This window comes from Actinoallomurus bryophytorum, from assembly GCF_006716425.1.
GTDB lineage: Bacteria > Actinomycetota > Actinomycetes > Streptosporangiales > Streptosporangiaceae > Actinoallomurus > Actinoallomurus bryophytorum.
Window position 1 is genome coordinate 402,689 of the sequence record NZ_VFOZ01000003.1, and the last position, 23,266, is coordinate 425,954.

Genomic DNA, 23,266 nt, shown 5'->3' on the forward strand with positions numbered 1-23,266 from the left:
CCATCAGTAGGTGGTGGTGACGGCGTCGCCCCGGCGGCTGGCGTGCCACGGGAGCAGCAGCTTCTCGGCGAGCTCGACGATGACGAAGAGGACGACGCCGATCATCGACATGACGAGCAGCCCGGCGAAGAGCATCGGGGTGTCGAGGTTCCCGTTGGCCTGGAGGATCACGTATCCCAGGCCCTGGTTGGCACCGACGAACTCCCCCACGACGGCGCCCGTGACGGCGAGCGTCACCGCCACCTTCAGCCCCGCGAACAGGTGGGGCAGCGACGCCGGGAACCGGATCTTGGCGAAGGTCTGCAGCGGCCCGGCGCCCATCGTGGCCGAGAGCTCGATCATCTCCGGGTCCACCGCCTTCAGGCCCGTGACCATCGAGATGACCACCGGGAAGAACGCGATGAGCACCGCGATGACGACCTTCGGGGCGATGCCGAAGCCCAGCCACACGACGAAGAGCGGCGCGATCGCGATCTTCGGTATGACCTGGGCGAACAGCAAGACCGGGTAGAGGGTCCTCTCGACGGCCGTCGAGTAGACCATGACCACCGCGGCGAGGACTCCGATGGCCACGGCGATCCCCAGGCCGAGCAGCGTCTCGTACGTGGTCACCCAGGTGTGGTGCCAGAGGTAGCCCGGCTTGCCGCTCATCACCCGTAACGTCGTCACCGGCGAGGGGACCAGGTACGGCTCGACCAGCCGTAAGACGGTGATCCCCCACCAGGCGGCGAGACACGCGAGGAGCAGCGCGACCGGCCGCCACGACCGACCCAGGGCGTCGCGGACGCGCTCGCCCGGTCCGAGCCTCTCGCGTTCGGCCACCCCGGCCACCGACCCACTGAGTGTGGTGCCCTGACTCACCATCGGCCCTCCGCGCTCAGGCTCGGAAAGCACTTCAGAAAGCGCTTTCTGCTGTACGGTATGGATGGCGTACGGCGCGGTCAAGAGCTTGGCGATCCCGGCGTGAGCCGCACCACGAGCCGGACCGAGGGGGCGGGCAGTGGGGGACGAACGACCGGGCCGGCTCGGGAGGTCCGTTCGGGACGGCACGAGCCACGACCGCACCCACGTCACCCTGCAGGACGTCGCACGGCGCGCGGACGTCTCCCTCGCGACCGCCTCCCGTGTGCTCAACGGAACGACGCAGGTCCGGCCGGACCTGCGAGAACGCGTGATCGCCGCCGCCGCCGCACTCGCCTACGCCCCGAACGCCCACGCGCAGGCCCTCGCCCGCGCCTCCAGCCAGGCCATCGGCCTGATCTGCCATGACGTCGGCGATCCGTACTTCGCCACGATCGCCCGTGGTGTCACGCGTGCCGCCGCCGAGCACGGACTGCTCGTCATGCTGGCCAGCACGTCGCGCGACCCCGCACGCGAGGTCGCGTACACCGCGATGCTCCGCGCCCAGCGTGCACGCGCCATCCTGCTGATCGGCTCCGGCTTCGAGGACCGCGACTGGGCACGCGCGATGAACGCCGAGCTGGAGCCCTACATCCGCGCCGGCGGCCGGGTCGCGGTCATCAGCCGCCACCACAGCCTGCAGGTGGACACCGTGCAGCCGGAGAATCGTGAGGGGGCGGCCGCGCTCGCCCGCGCGCTCACCGGTCTCGGACACCGTGACTTCGCCGTGCTGACCGGGCCGCACGCGCTCACCACCGTCGCCGACCGGCTCGGCGGCTTCCGCGACGGACTGGCCGACGGCGGCGTGCGCCTCGCGGACGACCTGGTGATCGAGGAGGCGTTCACCCGCGACGGCGGATACGCGGCCGCCACCGAGCTGCTCCGCCGCGGATCACGCCCGACCTGTGTGTTCGCCGTCACGGACGTGATGGCGATCGGCGCGCTCGCGGCCTTCCGCGATCACGGCGTCGACGTGCCCGGCCAGATCTCCCTCGCCGGCTTCGACGACATCCCGATCGTCGGTGACCTGGTCCCCCCGCTCACCACCGTCGCGCTTCCGCTCGTCGAGATGGGCGAGCGCGTGATGAACCTCGCCCTGCGCGAGCCACACGGCAGTCGCAGGCGCGTCGAGCGGATCGCCGGCGAGGTCGTCCTCCGCGCCAGCACCGCCGCCCCGTCCCGCACGGTCCCCGGGTAGGCCTCACCGTCACCCGACCGGCAGCCGGACGGTGACCACCGCGCCGCCCAGAGGGGCACCGTTGCCGGCCTCCACGGAGCCGCCGTGCGCGACGGTCACGGCGAGGACGATCGACAGGCCCAGCCCCGCCCCCGAGGCGCCACGGGTCCGGGCGGGATCTCCGCGGGCGAAGCGCTCGAAGGCCGAGTCCAGCAGGCCGGGCGGGAATCCGGGGCCGTCGTCCGCGGCTTCGAGCGTGACGCTCCCGGGTCCGCGAGTGATCGTGAGCCGCAGGACCGAGGCCGCCGCGGCGGCGCTGTTGGCGGCCAGGTTACCGATGACCTGGCGGAGGCGCTCGCCGTCCCCGTCGATGACCGCGGGCTCGCCGGCGACCTCGACGCGGAGCCCGAGCGCCGGTCCGAGGCGTCGCGCCTCCGCGCCGGCCAGGTCGAGCAGGTCGATCGGCTCGGCGCGAAGGATCAGCGTCCCGGCTCGTTCACGTGCGAGGAGCAGGAGGTCGTCGGTCAGCCCGGTCAGCCGTTCGACCTCGGCGAGGGAGGCGTGGAGCGACCGTTCCACCTCCTCCGGGTGATCGATCGTGGCCAGGGCGAGCTCGAGCTGTCCCCTCAGGACGGCGACCGGGGTGCGGAGCTCGTGGCTGGCGTCGTCGACGAACGCTCGCTCCCGTTCGACGGCCACGCGCAGGCGGGTGAGCATGCCGTCCAAGGTGCGGGCCAGTTCCGCGATCTCGTCATCGCCGGGGACCCGGGGAAGCCGGTGACCGATGTCGAGCGACGTTATCGCGGCCGCCTCGCGGGTCAGCAGGCGTACGGGGCGCAGGGCGGCGCGTATGACGAGCCAGCCGACGACCGCCAGAACACCGATGAGTGCGGGCGCGGCGAGGAAGAGCACGACCGCGAGGCGTTCGCGGGCGGCCTGTACGGTCCTGGTCGACACCGCGACGGCCAGGACGCGGCCGTGCGGGATCCGCCGTGAGAGCTGGCGCGCGGGCTCGTCCCCCCGCGCCTGGGGCAGCGACCGGTGCGTGAGTTCGCTTCCGGTGAGGGATCGCACCTCGGGGACGCTGAGGAGCCGTACGCGGGCCAGCGAGGGCGAGCCGCCGATCAACGTGCCGTCACCCGCGTACAGCTGGGCCAGCGGGTCGCGCTGGACGGCGCCGAGATCTCCCTGGGTGGTGGCGGTCGCCAGGTCGTGTCCGCGTTGCGCGAGGTCGTCATCGAGCGCGGTGTTCAGCTGCCGGACGAGCATCAGGTAGAGCAGGATGAGGCTGAGTACGAGCGCCGCGGACGCGCCCAGCGTGGAGACCAGGAGCAACCGGGCGCGTAGCGAGCCCGGCACCGGTCGCACGGGGTCTCACCTCCCCATACTCACGATCCTCTCATGTGCGGCGCCGCAACCTGGGCCTATGAGGCCGACACGGTATTTCTTCACCGGAGAGCCACCGCCACCGGACGCGCCCCGTCGCGGCGGGAGACCGTACCCCGGCCGGGGCGAGTCCCGGCCCGACCGGGGTGAGCGCGCCGCCGAGGTGGTCCGCGACCTGCTGGGATCCTGGGCGTCCCTTGCCGCGATCCTGGTCCTGATGGCCGCCGGCGTGACGCTGACGGACCTGCACGACCGCCACGCGGACGCCGTGGTCGTGCTCACTCTGCTCGTGTCCGGCATCACGCTGGCCTTCGTCTCCCTGGTGCTCATGGCGACTCGCCGTCTTGACCGCCTCGCCCGCGACCGGGCGTTCCACGAGCGCGAGTCGGCGCGGCGGTTCCTGGCCGTGAACGAGGAGATCCTCGAACAGACCGAGCAGCTGAACGCCGGGCTCGCACGGCTCTCGGCCCGGGTCGAGATCCTCAACATCCGGTGCCGGGCGGCCGGAGACGACCCGTGAGCCGGGCGACCGGGGCCCCGGTAATAAGATCTGCGGTATGCGGTTGCTCCTCGTCGAGGACGATCCGGGCATGGCTGCGATGCTCCTGCGCGGCCTGCGCAGGGAGGGCTACTCGATCGACGCGGTGACCGGTGGCGAAGACGCCATGTGGAGCGTGCTGGAGATCGACTACGACGTGGTCGTGCTCGACGCGATGATCCCGGCTCCGGACGGATTCGAGGTGTGCCGCCGGATGCGCGAGCGGAGCCGCTGGATGCCCGTGCTCATGCTCACCGCCCGCGACACGGTGGCGGACCGGATCGGCGGTCTGGACGCGGGCGCGGACGACTACCTGGTCAAGCCGTTCGCGATCGAGGAGCTCTTCGCGCGGCTGCGCGCGCTGATCCGCCGCAAGCCCCTCGAACGCCCGGCCGTGCTGCGGGTGGACGACCTGGTGCTGGACCCGAGCACGCATTCGGTACGCCGCGGCGACGCGGACATCCGGTTGTCGCCCAAGGAGTTCGAACTCCTGCGTGAGCTCATGGGCCGGCCCGGGGAGGTGCTCAGCCGCAGCCATCTGATCGACCATGTCTGGGACTTCGCCTACGAGGGCGGCTCCAACATCGTCGACGTCTACGTGCGTTACCTGCGGGACAAGGTCGACCGCCCCTTCGGCCGCGACACCATCCGGACCGTCCGCGGCGCCGGCTACCGGATCACGCCCGGCGGATGACGGGCCGCGTTCCTCAGACCCGGGCCGCGGCCTTGGCGAGCTCGTCGAACCCCTGCCGGATGCCACCCGCGAGTACTTCGAGGTCGGGCATCGCGTCGAAGTCGCCGGTGACCCCGAAGTACAGCGTGTCCAGGTAGGAGACGAGTCCGGTCGACACCCGGATTCCGGCGGCCAACGGGACATAGGGGTATATCGCCGTCAGCCTTCGCCCCATGGCGTACAGGGGGACGGCAGGGCCGGGCACGTTGGTGGTGATGGTGTGGATGAGCGGCTGCCGAATCCGCAACGCGGCATGCGCCGCCACCGCCAGGAAGTTCGGCGCCAGGCCGAGCATCGTGGTGAGGATCTCCGGCCCGGCCGCCTGGCGGCCGGCCTTGAGGCCCTCGGACTGTTCGCGGACCAGCCGCAGACGGGTGACGGGGTCGGGCTCGCCGCACGGCAGGATCACGATCACGCCGGACAGGCGGTTCGTGAGGGTCCCCCGTTCGTCGGGCATCCGTACCGAGACCGGGACCATGGTCCGTACGACGGTGTCCGCCTCCAGCACGTCGCGGCCGGCGAGCAGGTCACGGAAGCCGCGGGCGACCGCGGCCAGGACCACGTCGTTCACGGTCCCGCCGAAGGCCGCGCTGATACGCCGTGCCTCGGTGAGATCCGCCTGCGTCCATGACCAGCGGCGATGCGGGCTCGTCGGGCCGTTCAGCGACGGCGCGCCGCGTCCGGAGAAGATCCGCCGGGCGTAACCGGGCAGTCCACGGACGAAGCGACCGGTCGCGGCGTCGGTGCTGTCGCGCGCCACCCACGGCAGGCGGGCCACCTGCCGCACCTGCTCGGCGGTCGTGTCGATCAGGCCCCCGAGCGCGAGCGCCGGGCGGGAGGGCTGGTGCTCGACCTCCGGAAGCGGTATCTCGGCGTGCCGCGCCTGCGCGGCCGGCACCTCGGGGCCGAGGTCGAACAGCGAGGTCATCAGGTCACTGCCGCCGACACCGTCGACCATGCAGTGATGCACCTTGCTGATGATCGCCCACTGGTCCGCCATGAGGCCTTCGACCAGCCACGTCTCCCACAGCGGGCGGCTGAGGTCCAGGCGGTGCGCGAGCACGCGCCCGGCGAGGTTACGCAGCTCCTCCGCCCCGCCGGGAGCCGGAACGGCCGTGTGCCGCACGTGGTAGAGCAACTGGAAGTGCGGGTCGTCGATCCACACCGGACGGCCCAGGTCCAGCGGAACCCTGCGCACCCGCTGACGAAACCTCGGTAGCCGCACCAGCCTGGCGACCACCGCCCGGATGAACTCGCCGTACGTCGGCGCCGGCCCCTCGAAGACACTCACCGAGGCGATCTGCAGAGGCGTCGTCTCGTTCTCGGCGAAGAACATCCCGGCATCGATACCGCTCATGCGCTGCATCTAGACGGTCTTCCCCGTTGAGCGCGGCGGGAGTCCCGCCGGGTACGCAGCCGACGACGCCGACCCGGCGGGGTGAATACGACCCCCGGGACGCTTTCATGCCTTTCTCACGTGACCGGATGCAGAGTGGGCCTTATGAACGCCGGATCCCCGCCGGCGGGACCGGCCCCAGTGGCCGGCCATCGAGCCGGGCACGTACATGCGGCAGTCCCCTACGTCACATGGGCGTGCCCGAAAAGGGGCCGCGTCGGCCGGAGCAACGGCTCCGGCCGGCGCGGCCCTGCCCTCACCGGACTCAGGCTCCGGACGGATAGGCCGCGGTGGGGGTGAACCTCACGTCTGCGAGCCGTACGACCGCATCGGTGTCGTCCACGAACGCGACGCGTACGGGCCGGTCCTGATCCGCCGAACGTCTCGCGACGGTGGGGCCGACGTCCGGCGGGCGGTTGTCGTCGCCCCACTGCTGCAACGCACCGAGGATCAGCCGCAGCTGTTCGCCCGCCGTCGTCAGGTGGTAGCCGAACCGGGTACGGGAGCCCGACTCCTGGTATGGACGCTTCTCCATGATCCCGGCCTCCACCAGGGCGCCCAGGCGGCCGGCCAGCACGTCCGTGGCGATGCCGAGGCGGCTGCGGAAGTCGGCGAACCGCGTGACCTCCTCCCCCAGAGCCGCCTCCCTGAGGACCAGCAGCGTCCACTTGTCACCCACCACCTCGAGCGTACGGGCGATGGAGCACAACGAGTTGTCGACGAGCTCGTGGCCTGCGGTCTCCATGGGCCAAGCGTACCTCTGCGTTGGCAATTCCAACTTAGTAAGCTAGCTTGGAGAAACCAACTCAGAGTGGAGGCACTCATGGAGATCAAGAACTCGATCGCTCTCGTCACCGGCGCCAACCGCGGCCTCGGACGTCACTTCGCCGCCGAACTGCTGAACCGTGGCGCCGCCAAGGTCTACGCAGCCGCCCGCAACCCTTCGGCCGTCGACCTCCCCGGCGTCGTGCCGATCCGGCTGGACATCACCGACCCGGCCTCCGTCGCCGAGGCCGCCGCGACCGCCTCGGACGTCACGCTGCTGGTCAACAACGCGGGCATCAGCACTCACGCGAGGCTGAGCGACGGGGACCTGGACGACATCAGGCGAGAGATGGAGACTCACTACTTCGGCACACTCGGCGTGAGCCGCGCCTTCGCCCCGAAACTGGCCGGCAACGGCGGCGGGGCCATCGTCAACGTCCTGTCCGTGCTGTCCTGGGCCCACTTCCCCGATTACGGCGGCTACAGCGCGGCCAAGGCGGCCGAGTTGGCCCTGACCAACGTCCTCCGCCAGGAACTCGCCCCTTCGGGCATCGACGTGACGGCACTCCACGTCGGCTACATGGACACGGACATGGCCGACTATGTCGACGCCTCGAACAAGGTCGATCCCGCCGGCGTCGCGGCCGCCGCGCTGGACGCCGTCCAGGCGCGGCTCCCCGAGGTCCTGGCCGACGACGCCAGCCGGCGCACGAGGAGCGCGCTCTCCGGTGGGCTCGAGCTGCTCTACCCGCACCTGCTCGCGTCGGAGACCGCCTGAGCCGGAGGGGAACGGCTCCGCTTCCGCGTCAGCGGAGGGAGCCGTCCAGGGACGGGACGGGAAGCAGCGCGGAGCCGGTCAGGGAACGGGTGATCTCACCCGCGCGGACGGCCGTGTTGGACAGCAGGGTGGAGCTCAGACCGTGGGTCTGCTCGGTGGCGCCCTGGACGTAGATGCCGCAGCGTACATGGGCCGGCGTGGCGAGGCGGTAGTCGCGGTCGATCACCGGGGCGCCGCCGGGCCCGCGGACGCAGTACTCGGTGAGCTCCCCCAGGAGGGTCAGCGGGTCGCGGCTGCGGTAGCCGGTGGCGCAGATGATCGCGTCGGCCTCGAGGACGGTCCGCTCGCCGGTCGGCAGGAACTCCACCACCGCGCGGACCCCGTCCGGACGCTCGGTGAGCTCGACCAGGCGTGAGGCGTTCAGGATCCGCAGGCGTTCCGCGCCACGGACCCTTTCCTGGTAGGCGCGCCGGTAGAGCTCGTCGATGAGGTCCAGGTCGACGACCGAGTAGTTGGTCGAGCCGTGGTAGTCCAGCAGCATCCGTTTCACGTCGCCGGGAGCCGCGAAGAAGTGGTCGACCGCCACCGGGTCGAAGATGCGGTTGGCGAAGGAACTGTCGTCGGCGGGCGTGTACCCGTACTTGGCGAAGACCGCGCAGATCTCCGCGTCGGCGAAGGTCTGGTGCAGGTGGTCGGTGACCTCCGCGCCGCTCTGCCCCGCACCCAGGACGATCAGCCGCTTCGGGGCGTTCAGCTCGGGGATCCGGCGCATCAGCTCGGAGCTGTGCCAGACCCGCTCGCCCAGCGTCATCGACGCCGGCAGCACCGGCTCCAGGCCGGTGGCGATGACGAGGTTGCGTGCCCGCCGCGCGACGAGGTCCCCCGTGGCGTCACGCACCACGACCTCGCAGGCCACGACCTGGTCGCCGGCGAATACCGGACGGACCGCCACGACCTCCGCGCCGTACTCGACCTGGCCGGCGAAGCGGGCCGCGGCCCATTCGAGGTAGTCGTGGAACTCCACGCGCGAGGGGAACATCGTCTTGTGGTTGATGAAGTCGGCCAGCCGCCCGCGGTCCTGCAGGTAGTTGAGGAAGCTGTACTCACTGGAGGGGTTCCGCATCGTCGCGAGGTCCTTGAGGAAGGACACCTGCATCGTGGTGCCCTCGATGAGCGCCCCGCGATGCCAGCCGAACGCCGGCTGCTTTTCCAGGAAGACCGCGTCCAGCTCGGCATCCTGTTCCCTCAACGCGATGGCCAGGGACAGGTTGGAGGGGCCGAAGCCGATGCCCACCAGATCGTGGACGTGCTCAGCGGTGCTGGACATGGGGACCCTTTCGCGTGGCCGTTCCGGGGGGTAGGTTAGGCAAGCCTTACGAAGGTAAGGCTTACCTACATTCCAAGTCCAGAGGAGAACGCGCATGCGGGTCGTGATGTTCGGCTACCAGACCTGGGGACATCGCACACTGCAGGCCCTGCTCGACTCCGAGCACGAGGTCGTCCTCGTCGTCACCCATCCGAAGAGCGACCACGCCTACGAGCGGATCTGGAGCGACTCCGTCGCCGACCTCGCCACCGACCACGGTGTTCCCGTTCTCATCCGCGACCGGCCGGGCGATGAGGACCTGCTCGCCGAGCTCAAGAACGCCGAGCCGGATGTGATCGTCGCCACCAACTGGCGCACCTGGATCCCACCGCAGATCTTCGACCTCCCCCCGTACGGCACGCTCAACGTGCACGACGCGCTGCTCCCCAGGTACGCCGGTTTCTCCCCGCTCATCTGGGCGCTCATCAACGGGGAGAAGGAGGTGGGCGTGACCGCGCACATGATGAACGACGAGCTCGACGCCGGCGACATCGTGCTGCAGCGGGCCGTCCCGGTCGGCGACCGCGACACCACCGCCGACCTGTTCCACAAGACCCTGGCGCTGTTCGGGCCCATCACGATCGACGGGCTCGCGCTCATCGCGTCCGGCAGGACCGAGTGGGCGAGACAGGACCGCTCCCAGGCCAGCTTCTTCCACAAGCGCGCCGACGAGGACGACCGCATCGACTGGACGTGGCCCGCCGAGGACCTCGACCGCCTCGTGCGTGCCCTGTCCGACCCGTACCCGAACGCCTTCACCCACTACCGGGACGAGCGCGTACGGGTGGTCAAGGCCTCGGTCTCCGACGGTGTCTACGGCGGGACACCCGGCCGGGTGTTCATCCGCGAGGGCGACGGCGTCGTCATCGTCGCCGGTGCCGAGGCACGGCGCGGCCGCAGCCACGGCCTGCGGATCGAGCGGGTCCGCACCCAGGACGGCACCGAGCTGCCCGCCACCGAGTACTTCCCCACCATGGGCGGCTACCTCAGGTGAACGACCCGGCCACCCTGCTCGCCGAACTCGTCCGGATCCCGAGCGTCGGCGGCTCCCCCGAAGAGACGCTCATCCAGGAGCGCCTCGCCGGCTGGATGAGCGCCGCGGGCCTGGAGGTGGACCACTGGCCGATCGACCTGGACGAGCTGACCGGCCGGCCGGACTTTCCCGGCATGGAGGCGCCACGTACGCGCGCCTGGGGCCTGGTCGGGCGGCTGCCCGGCACCGGCGGCGGACGTTCGCTGATGTTCAACGCACACGTCGACGTCGTCCCGCCCGGCTCGTCGCCTGCCTGGGGCGGCGACCCGTTCAGCGGGCGGGTCGAGGGCGACCGGCTGTACGGGCGCGGCTCGTGCGACATGAAGGGCGGGCTCGTCGCGGCCCTCACCGCGGTCGAGGAGCTGGCCGGGGACCGGCCGCGCGGCGACGTCGTGGTCGCCTGCGTGGTCGGTGAGGAGGACGGCGGGCTCGGCACGTACGCGCTGCTCGACCGGGGCTGGCGGGCCGACGCCTGCGTGATCCCCGAACCGACCGGGCTGGCGGTCGTGCCCGCCGCGGCCGGTGCGCTCACGTTCCGGCTGCGGGTGCCCGGCCTGTCCGCGCACGCCGCCCGGCGCGCGAGCGGCGTCAGCGCGGTCGAGAAGTTCCTGCCGGTCTTCACCGCGCTCCGCGAGCTGGAGACACGCCGCAACACCGGCGCCGACCCGCTGTTCGCCCGCTGGGACCTGGCGTACCCGCTGGAGATCGGGATGGTCCGCGCGGGTGACTGGGCGTCCTCGGTGCCGGGCGAGCTCGTCGCCGAGGGCCGCATCGGCGTGGCTCTCGACGAGTCGCCGGAGCGGGCCCGCCGGGCCATGGAGGAGGCCGTCGGACGCGCCTGCGACGCCGATCCGTGGCTGGCGCGCCACCCGGTGACGGTCGAATGGTGGGGCGGTCAGTTCGCCCCGGCCCGTACGACCGACGCGGCGTTCGTGGCGGCGATGACGGACGCGGCACAGGGCGCCGAACAGTGGGCCGCCCCCTATGGCAGCGATCTTCGCCTGCTGACCGCCGCCGGGATCCCCACCGTCCAGTACGGCCCCGGCGACGTGGACCTCGCGCACGCGCCCGGCGAACACGTCCCGCTCTCCCAGGTCCGCGAGGCGGCACGCGCCCTCACCCGCCTCGCCGTACGCCACTGCGCCTGACCGGCTCCCCTGACCGGCTCCCCCGGAGGTATCACGTGTCACTCACAGGACGAGCCGTCCTGGTCCAGGCCATCGCCGGGCAGCGCCGTGACGTACTGCTCAGCTCCCTGATGATCACCGGCCACCAGGCGGGTGAGGCGCTCGTCCCGTTCGTGATCGGCGTGGTGATCGACCAGGCGGTGGGCGGCGGCACCGGCGCGCTCGCGCTGTGGCTCGGCGTCCTCGGTGTGGTCTACGTCGGGCTCAGCTTCAGCTACCGGTTCGGTGACCGGGCCGCCGAACGGGCCTCGGAGCAGGCGGCCCACGGACTGCGGCTCGCGCTGACCCGGCGAGTCCTCGACCACGGCGGTGGCGCGGAGACCGGGCGGCTTCCGGGCGCGCTGGTGAACATCGCCACCGGGGACGCCGGCCGGGTCGGCGCGGTCAACCTGGTCGTCCCCGCGGGGATCTCCGCCTGCGCCGGGATCGCGCTGACCGCGATCCTCCTGCTGCTGATCTCGCTCCCCCTCGGCCTGCTGGTCCTGCTCGGCACACCGCCTCTGCTGTGGCTGTCGCACCTGCTCGGCAAGCCGCTGGAGCACCGCAGCGAGATCGAGCAGGAGCACGCCGCGCGTGCCTCCGGCGTCGCGACCGACCTGGTGTCCGGCATCCGGGTGCTGAAGGGGCTCGGCGCCGAGGGCAACGCGCTACGCCGCTACCGGCGTACGAGCCAGGAGTCGTTGCGGGCCACGGTGAAGGCCGCACGGGCCGAGGCCGGCTACCACGGCATCATGATCGCCCTGAACGGCGTGTTCCTCGCCCTCATCGCCCTGGTCGGCGGGCGGCTCGCCGCCGATGGCCACATCACCATCGGCCGGCTCGTCTCCACGGCCGGGCTCGCGCAGTACCTCCTCACCCCGCTCGGCACCTTCTCCTGGGTGAACGGCGAGTTCGCACAGGGCCGGGCGTCGGCCAGGCGGATCGCGGCGATCCTGTCCGCTCCCCCGGCCGTGACGCCCGGACCGCTCTGCGTCCCGTGTCCGGCCGCCGGGAAGATCGCGCTGCGCGGTCTGTCCGGTCCGGGGCTGCGCGGAATCGACCTGGACATCGCGCCCGGGGAGTTCGTCGGTGTCGTCACGACCGACCCGGCCACCGCCACCGCGCTCCTGGCCTACCTCGGTCGCGCCGCCGATCCCGAGGAGGGCTCCGTCGAGCTGGACGGCGTGCCGCTCAGCGGCCTGGATCCGGGCGAGCTGCGCGCCGCGATCCTCGTCGCCTCGCACGACGCGCGCCTGTTCGACGGCACGGTACGGGCCAACCTCACGGCCTCACCCGGCACCGACCTGGTCCCGGCCCTTGCCGCGGCCGGCGCCGACGAGGTCGTCTCGACACTGCCGGACGGACTGGACACCCTGCTCGACGAGCGGGGCCGGTCCCTGTCCGGCGGGCAGCGCCAGCGCCTGGCCCTGGCGCGCGCCCTCGCCGCCGATCCCCCGGTGCTGGTCGTCCACGATCCGACGACCGCCGTCGACACCGTCACCGAGGCCGGCATCGCCGAGGGGGTACGCGCGCTCCGCCGCGACCGTACGACGATCCTGGTCACCACGAGCCCGGCCCTCCTCGCCGCGACCGACCGGGTGGTCCTCCTGCACGAGGGCACGATCACCGCGCACGGCGACCACGCCTCGCTCGTGGCCGAACATCCCCTCTACCGGACGGCGGTCCTGTCATGAGCGAGCGATCCGGTCACGCCTCCGACGGAGGGCACACGATGGCGCGGGAGCTGCTGCCGGTCGCGAGCGGTCGGCGTACGCTGCGCGCCGTCGGCGGGCTGCTGCGGCCGCGCGCCTGGACCATCGCCGCGGCGCTGACGATCCTCGTCGCGAGCACGCTGGCCGGCCTGCTCGCGCCTCCGCTGATCGGGCACATCGTCGACCTCGTCGACGACCGGCGGGGCGCGGGCTCGGTCACCTGGCCCGCGATCCTGCTCGTCGCGGCCGCCCTGGTCGAAGGGGCACTGTCCGCCGCCGGGATCGCGCGACTGGCCAGGGCCGGGGAGGGCGCACTGGCCGGCCTGCGCGAACGCTTCGTGGCCCGCGCGCTGCGGCTGCCGCTCGAACAGCTCGAGCGCGCCGGGTCCGGCGACCTCACCTCACGGGTCACCGGCGACGTCACCGTGATCGCCGAGGCGGTGCGCGAGGCGATGCCGGCCATGGTGACCTCACTGCTCACCATCGGGCTGACCCTGGCAGGGATGGCCGTGCTCGACTGGAGGTTCCTGCTCGCGGCGCTGGTCGCCGTGCCCGTGCAGCTGTACACCGTCCGCTGGTACGGACGGCGGGCCGGGCCCCTGTACGCGGCGCAGCGGGTCGCGGTCGGGGCGCAGCAGCAGGAGTTGCTCGGCGCGATCGACGGTGCCGGCACCGTACGGGCGTTCCGGCTCACCGAACGCCATCTCGACCGGGTGGAGCGGAGGTCCCGCGCGGCCGTCGATCTGCTGCTGCGCGGCGTCTCCCTGCAGACACGCTTCTACAGCCGGCTGCACGTCGGGGAGTACCTCGGGCTCTTCGCGGTCCTCGTCGTCGGGTTCGTCCTGGTCCGCGACGGGGCGGCGACGGCCGGCACCGCGACGGCCGCAGCGCTGTACTTCCACGGCCTCTTCGGCCCGATCAACGTCGCCCTGTCACTGGTGGACGACGCCCAGGCCGCGGCGGCCGGGCTGACCCGCCTGGTGGGCGTCGCCGACCTGTCCGAACCGCCCGGCGCCGCGGCGGCCACGCCGCGCGACGCGTCGATCGCGGCGAGCGCGCTGGGTCACGCGTACGTCGAGGGACACCCCGTACTGCACGACGTCACGCTCGACGTCGCCCCCGGGCAGCGGGTCGCGCTGGTGGGGGCGAGCGGCGCGGGAAAGACCACGCTGGCCAAGCTGATCGCCGGTGTGCACCGGCCCGCCACGGGCTCGGTACGCGTCGGCGGAGCCCCGCCGGCGGCCGGCACGGACGTCGTCCTGGTGACCCAGGAGGTCCACGTCTTCGCCGGAACGCTTGCCGAGGACCTGCGCCTGGCCGCACCCGAGGCGGCCGACGCCGAGCTGCGGTCGGCCCTCGACCTCGTGGGGGCGCTCGGCTGGGCCGAACGCCTCCCGTCCGGGTTGGAGGCCGAGGTCGGCGACGGCGGCCACGCCCTGACCATCGCCCAGGCACAGCAGCTCGCCTTCGCCCGGCTGGTACTGGCCGATCCGCCGGTCGTCGTCCTCGACGAGGCCACCGCCGAGGCGGGTAGCGCGGGCGCACGCGTGCTGGAGGCGGCGGCCTCGGCCGCGCTGGAGGGCCGCACCGCGCTGGTCGTCGCACACCGCCTCACCCAGGCCGCGACGGCCGACCGCGTCGTCGTCCTGTCCGAGGGCCGCGTCGCGGAGTCGGGCACGCACGCCGAACTGGTGGCCGCCGGCGGCCGGTACGCCGCTCTGTGGTCGGCCTGGTCGAGCCAGCGCTGACACGCCCGGCTTACCGGGTCGTGCGACGAGAATTCGCCAGACACGCCCTCGGGCCTGTCGTCCCCCTGTACGGCTCGGTCAGGGCCAGAGGCGGTGACGGGTCCAGCGCGCCCCGTCGCGTGTGTAACGCAGGCGCGTGTGGCGGCGGTCCTGGTCGGCCTGCCAGAACTCCACCTCGTCGGCGGTCACGGCGTAGAGGGTCCACCCGGGGGCGACCAGCTCCGGGTCCGCGGCGAGCCGCTCCTGAGCGGACCGGACGGCCGCCTCCAGCTCGGCCGGGTCGTCCAGGACATCGGACTGCCGGCCGGTGAGCGCCTCGGCGCGCGAGCCCGGGGACCGGGCCAGGAAGTCGGCCGCGCTGCGGTCGGCTCCGGTGGCGCGTACGGGACCGCGGACGCGGATCTGGCGGCCCTGCGGCGGCCAGTAGAAGGTCAACGCGGCGTACGGGTTGGCCGCCAGGTCACGGCCCTTGCGGCTGGTGTCGTTCGCGGCGAAGTACCAGCGGCCGTCCGCGTCGACGTCCTTGCAGATCAGAATCCGCGCCGACGGATGGCCACCGCCGTCGGCCGTGGACACGGTCATCGCGTGCGGCTCGGGCACCTTGGCCTCAAGTGCGCCGGTCAGCCACTCCGCGAACAGGGACACCGGCTCCTCAGGGGCGGCATCGGCGTCGAACTCCGGTAGATCCGCGGCGAACACCGGCAGACCGCGCAGCAGATCCCGCATCGAGGTGCTGCCCGCCTGGGGTTCATCGGCCATGACGTCGTTCCTCTCCGGGACAGACAGGTCGTTTCGATCCTGCCACGCCGGCGGGTGGCCGCCGGACGCTCGCCCGGGTCGGTGGCCTCGTATCTGCGATGCCATTAGGCGATTCGGACTCGCTTCTGCATGATGATGGATATGACGAGCGGCGTCACGGCGATACCTCCATGGCAGGCGATGACCGAGGAGCAGGTCGACCGCTGGGAGGAGGTGCTGAGCACTCTCGCCGGCATGGTCCCCTCCGATGCCGCGCGCGTGGTGGTCGACGGCGAGCGCGCCCACGCCACGGTGGCCGATCGGCTCGCCGTTCGCCTGGAGGCCGCCGGACGCCCCTGCACCCGCGTGGCCTGCGACGCCCCCGTACCCGAGATGCCCGGGACGCTCACCCTCGCCGACGGGCACCCGGCAGCAGGGGCGTGGGACGTCACCATCTGGCTCCGTACCTCCCAGCCGGCGAGCCAGGACGCCGAACACGACGCCGACATCGTGCTCGACCTGCATGACGGGACCTGGCCAATGATCCGCCACGTCGCCCTCCGGCTGGCCGGCGCCGGCGACTGGTACGTGGCCGAGAGCCGCGCGTTCTTCGCCGCCCCGGAGAGACCCCGGGCGCCGGATCCGGCGCCCCCGCGGGAACCCTGATCGGCCCCCGACGTCACACCCGCTCCCTCACAGAGGCATCCCGATGCGACCCTCACCCGCCAACGCGATCTGTCTCGGCGGGCCCTGCCACGGCAAAGTCACCCACATCGACCAGGACATCGGCCTGGTCACCGTCCCGCTGCCGCCACCTGCCGACGGAACCACCGAGTACCACATCACCGCTGAAAGCATTCATCATCCCTCCAGCCGCGGCCCTCTCACCGTCCTGCACTGGAACCACACCGTCCCGCCCTGCGGCCACCCCTGACCGCCGGCGAGGTGTCACGCGATGGCCGCCGGCCTTCCGGCCGTGCGGGCCGAGGCGTGGTGGGACGGGTCGCCGGCGGCGATCGTCTCGAGGAGCGGCCGGACCAGCGCCGCGGCCTGGGCGCGGATCTCGGGTATCGCCGTCGTCTCGTACCGTACGCCGCGCAGCGTCGGCCCGAGCGCGAAGATCCGGTCGTGCCGCCGTCCCACGGCGTCCAGGACCGCGCCGTCCCCCTCCGCGTCCAGGCCGAGTCGCAGCGGATCCGGCCGGACCAGACCCGAGTCGACCAGACCGCCCAGAAAGGGATCCTCGGTGATCTCGGCGGCCGGACCCGTGCCGTTGACCAGCCAGCCGACACGGAGCTCCCGGCCGACACCGTCGACGTCGACGCGAACCCTCATCTCGTCACGGCCCGCCGTCGCTTCGACGAGGCGACCACGCAGCACCTTGAGACGGCCCGCGGCCCGAAGGCCCGCGATCTGGGCGGCCGTCGCCGGCGGAATCCGGTGCCGGTGAACCTCCCAGTACCTGGCCACCGAGGCCAGAAAACGCCGCCGGTCATCGATGCTGAGCCGCGCCCACAGCTGAGGGACGTGGGGGCGCAGACCGTCGATGACCCCATGCCAGTCACCGCCATTGCTCTTGATCGCAGTGCGAACCGTCCCCAGCAGCTCGGCGAGGCGGACCTCGCCGACGGGCAGGGAAATCTCGGCCGGGGGCGAGGCAGGACATCGGTGCCGGCGCGGTAGCAGGCCGTGCCGGGAGATCGCGTACACGACCGTGTCCTTGTTCGCCCGGGTCGCCGTGGTCGCCAGGTCCACCATGGTCAGACCGGTGCCGATCACCAGGACGGGACTGCCGTCACAGATCTCGGTCAGTGCGCCAGGACCCCATGGATCCGCGACATAACGGGGCCCGGCCTCGATGCGCGGCCACCGCCCGGGCGGGCGGTTGCCGGTGGCCAGCACCACGGCGTCCGCGTCGAGCCGGTCTCCGTTCGACAGCCGGAGCCGCAGTGGCCGTCCCGGCGCCGCCGTGGTGAGTGAGGTGACGGTCGCCGTGAGCCGCGTGAAACGCCCGCCGTGTGGCAGCCGGCGTGCGCAGCCGTCGAGGAGCTCCCGCAGGTAACGCCCGTACGCGCAGCGCGGGAGGAAGTCGGAACCGGCGGGGTTCAGGCCCTGCCCGCGCGCCCAGCGCAGCAGGTGGTCCGGATCATCGGCCAGGGCGCTCATCTTCGCGGCGCCGGCGTTGAGAAGGTGATGAGGATCGGTCGTCGCGTACGCCTGCCCGAGCCCGTGGCGCCCGTCCCGGTCGACCAGCACGACCTGCAGCGACCGCCCGCGCGCCTGCGCGCCGCGGATCAGGTGCACCGCGGTCAGGGTGCCGCTCGCGCCACCCCCGACGATCACTACGGACGGTATGTCCTCACGGCGAGCCGAAGAGTCACTCACCCTTGCGAGGGTAGCCGGTAATCCCGACAGGTTTTGTGGATAACTTGTGTATCGCTGATGAAGACTCCCAAGGGGCCGGGACATCCTGCTGCGAGACGTCACCGGATCCTGGGCCGGCCCGTACTGATCGGCGGGCACGGCCCCTCCCGGCGCAGCGCGGCGCGGGTAGCGCGGCGCGGGTAGCGCGGCGCGGGTAGCGCGGCGCGGGTAGCGCGGCGCGGGTAGCGCGGCGCGGGTGGCGCGGCGCGGGTGGCGCGGCGCGGGTGGCGCGGCGCGGGTGGCCGGTGCGCCGATGGTCCGCCGTCTGCGGCCTCATCCGAAGTCCCGCCGTCCTACCGCGAGACGCCCAGACGACGCCTTGCCGCGTTGTCGTCAGTCGCCGGCCGACATCAGGCCGACTCCCTCCTCCGCCTTGCGACGCGCCGCCCGGACACCTCGCCAGGGGCGGGGACTTCGGGTGAGTACACCTAGTGCTTGGGGGCTGCTTCGCAGGTCATCGTCTGCTGCCCCGCGGTGACGGTGATCTGGGGGTAGCCGGCGTGCGGGATCGCGGGAAAGTGCAGGTTGCGGACCCGCTGGCCCTTGGCCATGGTGAACTGCTGGTGCGCCTCCGGTGGCGGCTCCGACTCGTTCGTGATGGTCAGGTCGACGCTGACGGCCGCCCGGCCCGGATACTCGACGTGCACGCTCGTGCCTGAGCCCGCCTTGGTGTACCACGAGTGCAGACACCGGCCGTACAGGTGCGTGACCCCCCCGTGGGAGGGCTCGGCCGGGCCGGAGAAACCGGGAATGTTGACCTTGGCCGCCGGCGTACTCGCGGTCGCTGCCGGCGACTTCGTCCGTGCGGCGGCGGCCGAACCCGCCGTGTGGCCATTCGACGAACCGCAGGCCGAGGTCGCCGCGAGTGCGGCAATGGTCATGATCGTGACGAGACGCATGGGCACATCATCGAGCACCCCGCACACCGCTGTCCCGCCGACCCGCGCGGGCGTCGCCGATCGTTTTGCCGGTCGTGTCACCAGTCGCGGGTGGCGACCAGCTCCTCGACGTCCGCCTCAGGGAAGCCGTACGCCGAGGCGACGAACCAGAAGTCCCCCGAGATCACCTCGCGCGCCACGGTCTCGATCTCGCTGTCGGCCGCCTCGAACTCCGCCTCCAGCGCGTTGAACTCCTCCGTCGCGGCCTCGGTCAGCACGTACAGCGCGGCCAGATCCGCCGGCCGCTCGGCCTCGATCCGCTCGCACAGCCTCCGCAGGATCGCCTCTCCCTTGCAGACGACGTGATCCGGGTAGTACCCGTCCGCGTACATCTCCGTCAGAAACGAATGGTCGACGACCTGCTGGTTCGTCACCGTCACCCTGCCTCCCCTACTCGCCGGGACTCGTGTCGATGCTGCACCATGCCACTGACAACCTCGCCGGCCCGGTCGTCACGCCGTCCGTGGTGTCGCGGCGACTCAACGTGACCCTGTCGACGGGCCTGTGTCATCCGCCCGCGACGTGCACAATCTGAAGGTGGCCAATCCGGGGAGTCCTCGCGAGGTGGGCATCTCCGCCCGTGAGGCGGAGGTCCTGGCCGCGCTCGGCGAACACCTGACCAACGCCGAGATCGGCGCTCGGCTGTTCATCTCCATCCGCACCGTCGAGAGCCACGTCTCCTCGTTGCTGCGCAAGCTGCAGGCGGACGACCGCCGCGCACTGGCCGGCGTTGCCGGGAGCCTGCGCTCCGATCCGGCGGGCGGGTCGGCCGCCCCGACCACGGTCGCCGCCGCGCTGCCGTCGCCGTTGACGCCGTTCGTCGGGCGGCTGGCCGAGAGGGCGGCGCTGTCCACCGCGCTGCACGAACACCGCCTCGTGACAGCCGTCGGACCGGGCGGGGTCGGCAAGACGCGTCTGGCCTTGAGCGTCGCCGCCGACATGGGTGACCGATTCGCCGACGGCGTCTGGTACGTCGATCTCGTGCCCGTGACCGATGTGTTGATGATCGCACCGGCGATCGCCGACGCGCTCGGCCTCGGCGAGCGTCCGGGCGGCTCCGCGGTGGACGACGTCCTGGGCTGGCTGGCCGAGCGGGAGACGCTGCTCGTGCTGGACAACTGCGAGCACCTGCTGGACGGCGTGGTGGTCCTGCTCGAACGGTTGCTGGCCGGCAGCCCGCGGTCGACGGTACTCGCCACCAGCCGGGCCAGGTTGCTGGTGCCCTTCGAGCGAGTGTTCCCCGTGCCCGGACTGTCCGTCGAGGCGGACGACGGCGGGCCGGGTGACGCGGTCGGGCTGTTCCTCGGGCGGGCGGCGGCAGCGGGGAGCCCGGCGCGGTCCGGCGACATCGAAGGCATCACCGCCGTCTGCCGGGCCCTCGACGGAATGGCGCTGGCGATCGAGCTGGCCGCCGCCCGTTACCCCTCGCTCGGGGTCGACGGGCTCGAAGCCGGCCTGACCGACCGATTGCGGCTGCTCGCGGGCGGTCCGCGGATCGATGACCGGCACCGTTCGCTGCGCTCGGCGCTCGACTGGAGTTACGCGCTGCTGGACGAACCCGGCCAGGCGGTGCTGCGCCGGGTCTCGGCCTTCGCCGAACCGTTCACCGCGACCGCGGCGGCGGCGGTCGTGGCCGATTGGTCACCGGTGCCGGCCGGCCATGTCCCCATCATCCTGGCCGGGCTCGCCGACCAGAGTCTGCTGATCGCGCTCGCGGGGCCGGGCGGTACGCGCTACCGGGCCCTGGAGACGATCCGCCAGTACGGCGCCGATCGGCTCGACGAGGCAGGTGAGTCGGTCGAGACCCTGTCGCGCCACCTGCGTTGGTGTCTCGCCGAGAGCGCCGTCGTCGAGCTCGCGTCGCGTGAGGTCGCCGGTACGTGGCGGACGGCGTTCGACCAGGTCGCCGGCGAGCTGCGCGGCGCGCTGACCTGGGCGGCGGGCCATGCGCGCCACCGTACGGAGGCGTACCGCCTGGCGATCTGCCTGGCCCACCTGAGCTTCATCCGCGGCATGCCCGGTGAGTCGCAGCGCCGCTATGAGCAGGCGGCCGGGCTCGCCGACGACGACCTGGCCGCCGCCGACGCGTTGCGCAGTGCCGCGGGCGCCGCCGAGTCGCGACATTTCGGTAGCGAGGCTCTGCGGCTGCGGATGCGCGCCGCCGACGCGGCGCTCCGCGCGGGCGATCGGCCCGGTGCGGCCGGTGACCTCGCGCAGAACGCCGAGTTGATCAATCGCGGCCCAGGCCTGATGGCGACCGTACCCGCGGCCGGGGAGGTGGAGCTACTGATCACGCGGGGATGGGCGCTGGCCGACGGAGACCCGGCCGCCGAGGCGCGGCTGCTCATCGCCGAGGCGTGCGCCGGGGCCGTGGCCGATCCGGCCACCCTCCAGCTCGTCGAGCGCGCTCTCACCCTGGCCCGGCGCGTCGGCGATCCGCTGACCGAGAGCGCGGCGCTCGACCAGCTGACCGCGGTACAGCTGGCGCGCGGCGAGGTCCGCGCCGCGGCGGCGAGCGCGTTGCGGCGCACCGAGCTGCTGGCGCCGATGCCGGTGACGGCTAGGGCCGCGCTGGAGTTCTTCGACGGGTTCATCATGGCCGCCGATTGTGCCGTCGCCGCCGGTGACCTGCGGGCCGGGCGAAGGCTGGCCGAAGGCCTGCGTGACCTGCCGTTCTACCGGGAGGAGGGGCACCTGGCCGGCGCGCGGCTGCTCCTCGTGACGGCGCTGGCGGGTGGCTGGCCCGAGGCCCTCGGCCTGGCCGAGCGCTTCCGCGAGGGATGGGAGCGGGCCGGCCGCCCTCGCGCGGGCAATCTCAGCCGCGCCGCGTACGCGGCCGCGACGGTGCACGGGCTGTGCGGCGACGACGACGCTCGCGCCGCCTGGCTGGACATCGTCGGTGCCCTCGAGACGCCGGGACGCTCGGTTTCCGAGGTGCACTTCGGCGAGTTCTTCGACGCGTTGTTGCTGCTGCACCGCGGTCTGCCCGAGCGGGCGGTGCGGGTGATGGTCACACCGCCGGAGGAGTTCACCGAGTGGTACAGCGGCATGTGGCGCCCTTGGTACGGCGCGCTGTGGGCCGAGGCCGCGGTGCTCAGCGGGCATCGGGAGGCCGCCGACCGCATCCGGCGTGCGCGCCTGGCGACGGCCGGCAACCCGATCGCCACCGCCATCGTCGACCGCACGGCGGCCCTGACCACCCACGGCGGCGACCGCGACGGATTGACCGCCGCGGCCGCCGCCCTGTCGGATGCCGGCTGCCGTTACCAGTGGGCCCGGACCCTTGTCCTCCTGGGCGGGGAGCAGCGGGCACGTGGTGAGTCCGCGCTGGCGGCGATGGGTGCGGTGCCTATGGTCTGGCCTCCAGAATGATGTTGAAGGGGGTCTCGGTCGCCCGCCGTACGCGCGTGAAGCCCGCCTCGCGCAGCACCACGGCAAGCCGGCGTTCACCGGCCTGCGCGCCCAATCCCAGCCCGACGTCCTGCGCCAGTGACCCCGGCGTGCAGATGACGGTGGACAGGCCGTAGTAGGTCCGCCCGATCGGATGGAGGTTGTCCTCCAGCGCGTCGCCGGCGTTCGGCTCGACCAGCAGCAGCGTGCCGTCCGCAGCCAGCGCCCGCCGGATGTGCCGCGCGGCGCCGACCGGGTCCCCCATGTCGTGCAGGGCGTCGAAAAGGCACACCAGGTCATACCCCTCGCCGGGCAGGTCCTTGGCCTGCGCGACGGCGAACCTCGCCCGCTGGTCCACGCCGGCCTGCGCCGCGGCCGTACGGGCGGCCTCGATCGAGGGCTCGTGGATGTCGAAGCCGGCGAACGTCGAACGCTCGAACGCCTGCGCCATGATGACCGTGGAGGCGCCGAGTCCGCACCCCACGTCGGCGACGCTCGCGCCCGCCCGTAGCTTCTCGACCACTCCATCCAGCGCCGGTAGCCATTCCTGGACGAGGTGGGCGGCGTAGCCAGGGCGAAAGAGCCGGACGACCCCGGAGAACAGCCGTGCGTCGTGCTCGTGCCAGCCGACTCCCGCGCCGGTGCGGAACGCCTCGACCAGTACGTCATGGTCGGCGTAGCAGGAGGCGATGGTCTCGAAGGCGCCCCCGAGGAAGACCGGGCTGCCTTCGTCGGCCACCACCATGGCCTGCTCCGCGGGCAGCTCGTAGGTGCCACCGGCCGGGTCGTAGACGACATAGCCGCCGGCCGCCTGGTTGCCGAGCCATTCGCGGACGTACCGCTCGGCGGTGCCGGTGCGCCGCGCCAGATCGGAGGATGTGATCGGGCCGGCGCCGGCCATCGCCTTGTACAGACCCAGCCGGTCGCCGATGTGCAGCAACAGCCCGGAGATGGCCGCGCCCATGTCGGCGACCACCTGTCCCACGAACGCCTCGAGTCTCGCCTCGTCCAGCCGTGCGATACCGGTTGTGGTCACTTGCGTCTCCCCTCTCCCCTGCGGGTCCCCGACGAACCCGCC

The 23,266-nt window shown here is 72.4% G+C and carries 21 protein-coding genes; 11 read left to right on the forward strand and 10 right to left on the reverse strand.

Annotated elements, in window-relative coordinates; translation table 11 throughout:
- Positions 1 to 3: 3 nt before the first annotated feature.
- Positions 4 to 864 carry an ABC transporter permease gene (locus tag FB559_RS43260; protein WP_141964008.1) on the reverse strand — a complete coding sequence of 287 codons (861 nt, stop codon included), beginning with the start codon at positions 862 to 864 and terminating at the stop codon, positions 4 to 6.
- A 136-nt stretch (positions 865 to 1,000) separates the two neighbouring features.
- On the opposite strand from FB559_RS43260, the gene FB559_RS43265 reads away from it, so the two are divergent.
- Positions 1,001 to 2,098, forward strand: coding sequence for a LacI family DNA-binding transcriptional regulator (locus FB559_RS43265; protein ID WP_141964010.1), 1,098 nt, complete (start codon positions 1,001 to 1,003; stop codon positions 2,096 to 2,098).
- 9 nt (positions 2,099 to 2,107) lie between these two features.
- On the opposite strand, the gene FB559_RS43270 is transcribed toward FB559_RS43265, so the two are convergent.
- Positions 2,108 to 3,445 carry an ATP-binding protein gene (locus FB559_RS43270; protein ID WP_141964012.1) on the reverse strand — a complete coding sequence of 446 codons (1,338 nt, stop codon included), beginning with the start codon at positions 3,443 to 3,445 and terminating at the stop codon, positions 2,108 to 2,110.
- Positions 3,446 to 3,503: 58 nt separating this feature from the next.
- On the opposite strand from FB559_RS43270, the gene FB559_RS43275 reads away from it, so the two are divergent.
- Together FB559_RS43275 and FB559_RS43280 are read left to right on the forward strand one after the other, a co-directional pair.
- Positions 3,504 to 3,983, forward strand: a complete 480-nt coding sequence (locus tag FB559_RS43275; RefSeq protein ID WP_141964014.1) for a hypothetical protein — start codon at positions 3,504 to 3,506, stop codon at positions 3,981 to 3,983.
- 37 nt (positions 3,984 to 4,020) lie between these two features.
- Positions 4,021 to 4,695, forward strand: coding sequence for a response regulator transcription factor (locus FB559_RS43280; protein WP_141964016.1), 675 nt, complete (start codon positions 4,021 to 4,023; stop codon positions 4,693 to 4,695).
- Positions 4,696 to 4,708: 13 nt separating this feature from the next.
- Here the strand turns inward: FB559_RS43280 and FB559_RS43285 are convergent, their stop codons facing one another.
- Both FB559_RS43285 and FB559_RS43290 read right to left on the reverse strand, forming a co-directional pair.
- The gene (locus FB559_RS43285; protein ID WP_221640753.1) at positions 4,709 to 6,091 is read right to left on the reverse strand and encodes a WS/DGAT/MGAT family O-acyltransferase; all 1,383 of its coding nucleotides are present in this window, start codon (positions 6,089 to 6,091) and stop codon (positions 4,709 to 4,711) included.
- Between the two features lie 304 nt (positions 6,092 to 6,395).
- Positions 6,396 to 6,875 (reverse strand): winged helix-turn-helix transcriptional regulator, encoded by a 480-nt coding sequence (locus FB559_RS43290; protein WP_141964020.1) that lies wholly within the window; start codon positions 6,873 to 6,875, stop codon positions 6,396 to 6,398.
- 78 nt (positions 6,876 to 6,953) lie between these two features.
- Between FB559_RS43290 and FB559_RS43295 the strand changes: the two genes are divergently transcribed.
- Positions 6,954 to 7,673 carry an SDR family oxidoreductase gene (locus tag FB559_RS43295; RefSeq protein ID WP_141964022.1) on the forward strand — a complete coding sequence of 240 codons (720 nt, stop codon included), beginning with the start codon at positions 6,954 to 6,956 and terminating at the stop codon, positions 7,671 to 7,673.
- Between the two features lie 28 nt (positions 7,674 to 7,701).
- Here the strand turns inward: FB559_RS43295 and FB559_RS43300 are convergent, their stop codons facing one another.
- Entirely contained in the window at positions 7,702 to 9,000 is a 1,299-nt protein-coding gene (locus tag FB559_RS43300; RefSeq protein ID WP_141964024.1) for a lysine N(6)-hydroxylase/L-ornithine N(5)-oxygenase family protein, read from the reverse strand.
- A gap of 94 nt (positions 9,001 to 9,094) precedes the next feature.
- On the opposite strand from FB559_RS43300, the gene FB559_RS43305 reads away from it, so the two are divergent.
- From FB559_RS43305 to FB559_RS43320, 4 genes are read left to right on the forward strand one after another with little or no spacing between them, the layout of a single operon-like run.
- Positions 9,095 to 10,033, forward strand: coding sequence for a methionyl-tRNA formyltransferase (locus tag FB559_RS43305; RefSeq protein ID WP_141964026.1), 939 nt, complete (start codon positions 9,095 to 9,097; stop codon positions 10,031 to 10,033).
- The gene (locus tag FB559_RS43310) at positions 10,030 to 11,220 is read left to right on the forward strand and encodes an ArgE/DapE family deacylase (protein WP_141964028.1); all 1,191 of its coding nucleotides are present in this window, start codon (positions 10,030 to 10,032) and stop codon (positions 11,218 to 11,220) included. Before FB559_RS43305 ends, FB559_RS43310 begins: the two co-directional genes overlap by 4 nt.
- A 35-nt stretch (positions 11,221 to 11,255) precedes the next feature.
- A complete protein-coding gene (locus FB559_RS43315; protein ID WP_246122943.1) occupies positions 11,256 to 12,932 on the forward strand; it encodes an ABC transporter ATP-binding protein in 1,677 nt (558 codons plus the stop codon).
- Positions 12,929 to 14,698: an ABC transporter ATP-binding protein gene (locus tag FB559_RS43320; protein WP_246122944.1), complete on the forward strand. Its 1,770-nt coding sequence runs from the start codon at positions 12,929 to 12,931 to the stop codon at positions 14,696 to 14,698. The genes FB559_RS43315 and FB559_RS43320 overlap by 4 nt, the downstream gene beginning before the upstream one ends.
- A 78-nt stretch (positions 14,699 to 14,776) precedes the next feature.
- Here the strand turns inward: FB559_RS43320 and FB559_RS43325 are convergent, their stop codons facing one another.
- Positions 14,777 to 15,457 carry a pyridoxine/pyridoxamine 5'-phosphate oxidase gene (locus FB559_RS43325; protein ID WP_141964030.1) on the reverse strand — a complete coding sequence of 227 codons (681 nt, stop codon included), beginning with the start codon at positions 15,455 to 15,457 and terminating at the stop codon, positions 14,777 to 14,779.
- 141 nt (positions 15,458 to 15,598) lie between these two features.
- Here FB559_RS43325 and FB559_RS43330 point away from each other — a divergent pair, with 141 nt between their 5' ends.
- A complete protein-coding gene (locus tag FB559_RS43330) occupies positions 15,599 to 16,102 on the forward strand; it encodes a hypothetical protein (RefSeq protein WP_141964031.1) in 504 nt (167 codons plus the stop codon).
- A gap of 43 nt (positions 16,103 to 16,145) precedes the next feature.
- Positions 16,146 to 16,370: a hypothetical protein gene (locus tag FB559_RS43335; protein ID WP_141964033.1), complete on the forward strand. Its 225-nt coding sequence runs from the start codon at positions 16,146 to 16,148 to the stop codon at positions 16,368 to 16,370.
- A 14-nt stretch (positions 16,371 to 16,384) separates the two neighbouring features.
- Here FB559_RS43335 and FB559_RS43340 read toward each other — a convergent pair whose 3' ends face one another.
- The 3 genes from FB559_RS43340 to FB559_RS43350 all read right to left on the reverse strand — a co-directional run bounded on the left by FB559_RS43340 (position 16,385) and on the right by FB559_RS43350 (position 19,178).
- Positions 16,385 to 17,821 (reverse strand): FAD/NAD(P)-binding protein, encoded by a 1,437-nt coding sequence (locus FB559_RS43340; RefSeq protein ID WP_185792768.1) that lies wholly within the window; start codon positions 17,819 to 17,821, stop codon positions 16,385 to 16,387.
- A 467-nt stretch (positions 17,822 to 18,288) separates the two neighbouring features.
- Entirely contained in the window at positions 18,289 to 18,759 is a 471-nt protein-coding gene (locus FB559_RS43345) for a hypothetical protein (RefSeq protein WP_141964037.1), read from the reverse strand.
- A 77-nt stretch (positions 18,760 to 18,836) separates the two neighbouring features.
- Positions 18,837 to 19,178, reverse strand: a complete 342-nt coding sequence (locus FB559_RS43350) for a DUF5713 family protein (protein ID WP_141964039.1) — start codon at positions 19,176 to 19,178, stop codon at positions 18,837 to 18,839.
- Between the two features lie 157 nt (positions 19,179 to 19,335).
- Between FB559_RS43350 and FB559_RS43355 the strand changes: the two genes are divergently transcribed.
- On the forward strand, positions 19,336 to 22,170 hold the full coding sequence (locus tag FB559_RS43355; RefSeq protein WP_246122945.1) for an ATP-binding protein: 2,835 nt from the start codon (positions 19,336 to 19,338) through the stop codon (positions 22,168 to 22,170).
- On the opposite strand, the gene FB559_RS43360 is transcribed toward FB559_RS43355, so the two are convergent.
- Positions 22,148 to 23,224: a class I SAM-dependent methyltransferase gene (locus FB559_RS43360; protein ID WP_246122946.1), complete on the reverse strand. Its 1,077-nt coding sequence runs from the start codon at positions 23,222 to 23,224 to the stop codon at positions 22,148 to 22,150. The two genes, FB559_RS43355 and FB559_RS43360, sit on opposite strands and share 23 nt — an antisense overlap.
- Positions 23,225 to 23,266: the final 42 nt, after the last annotated feature.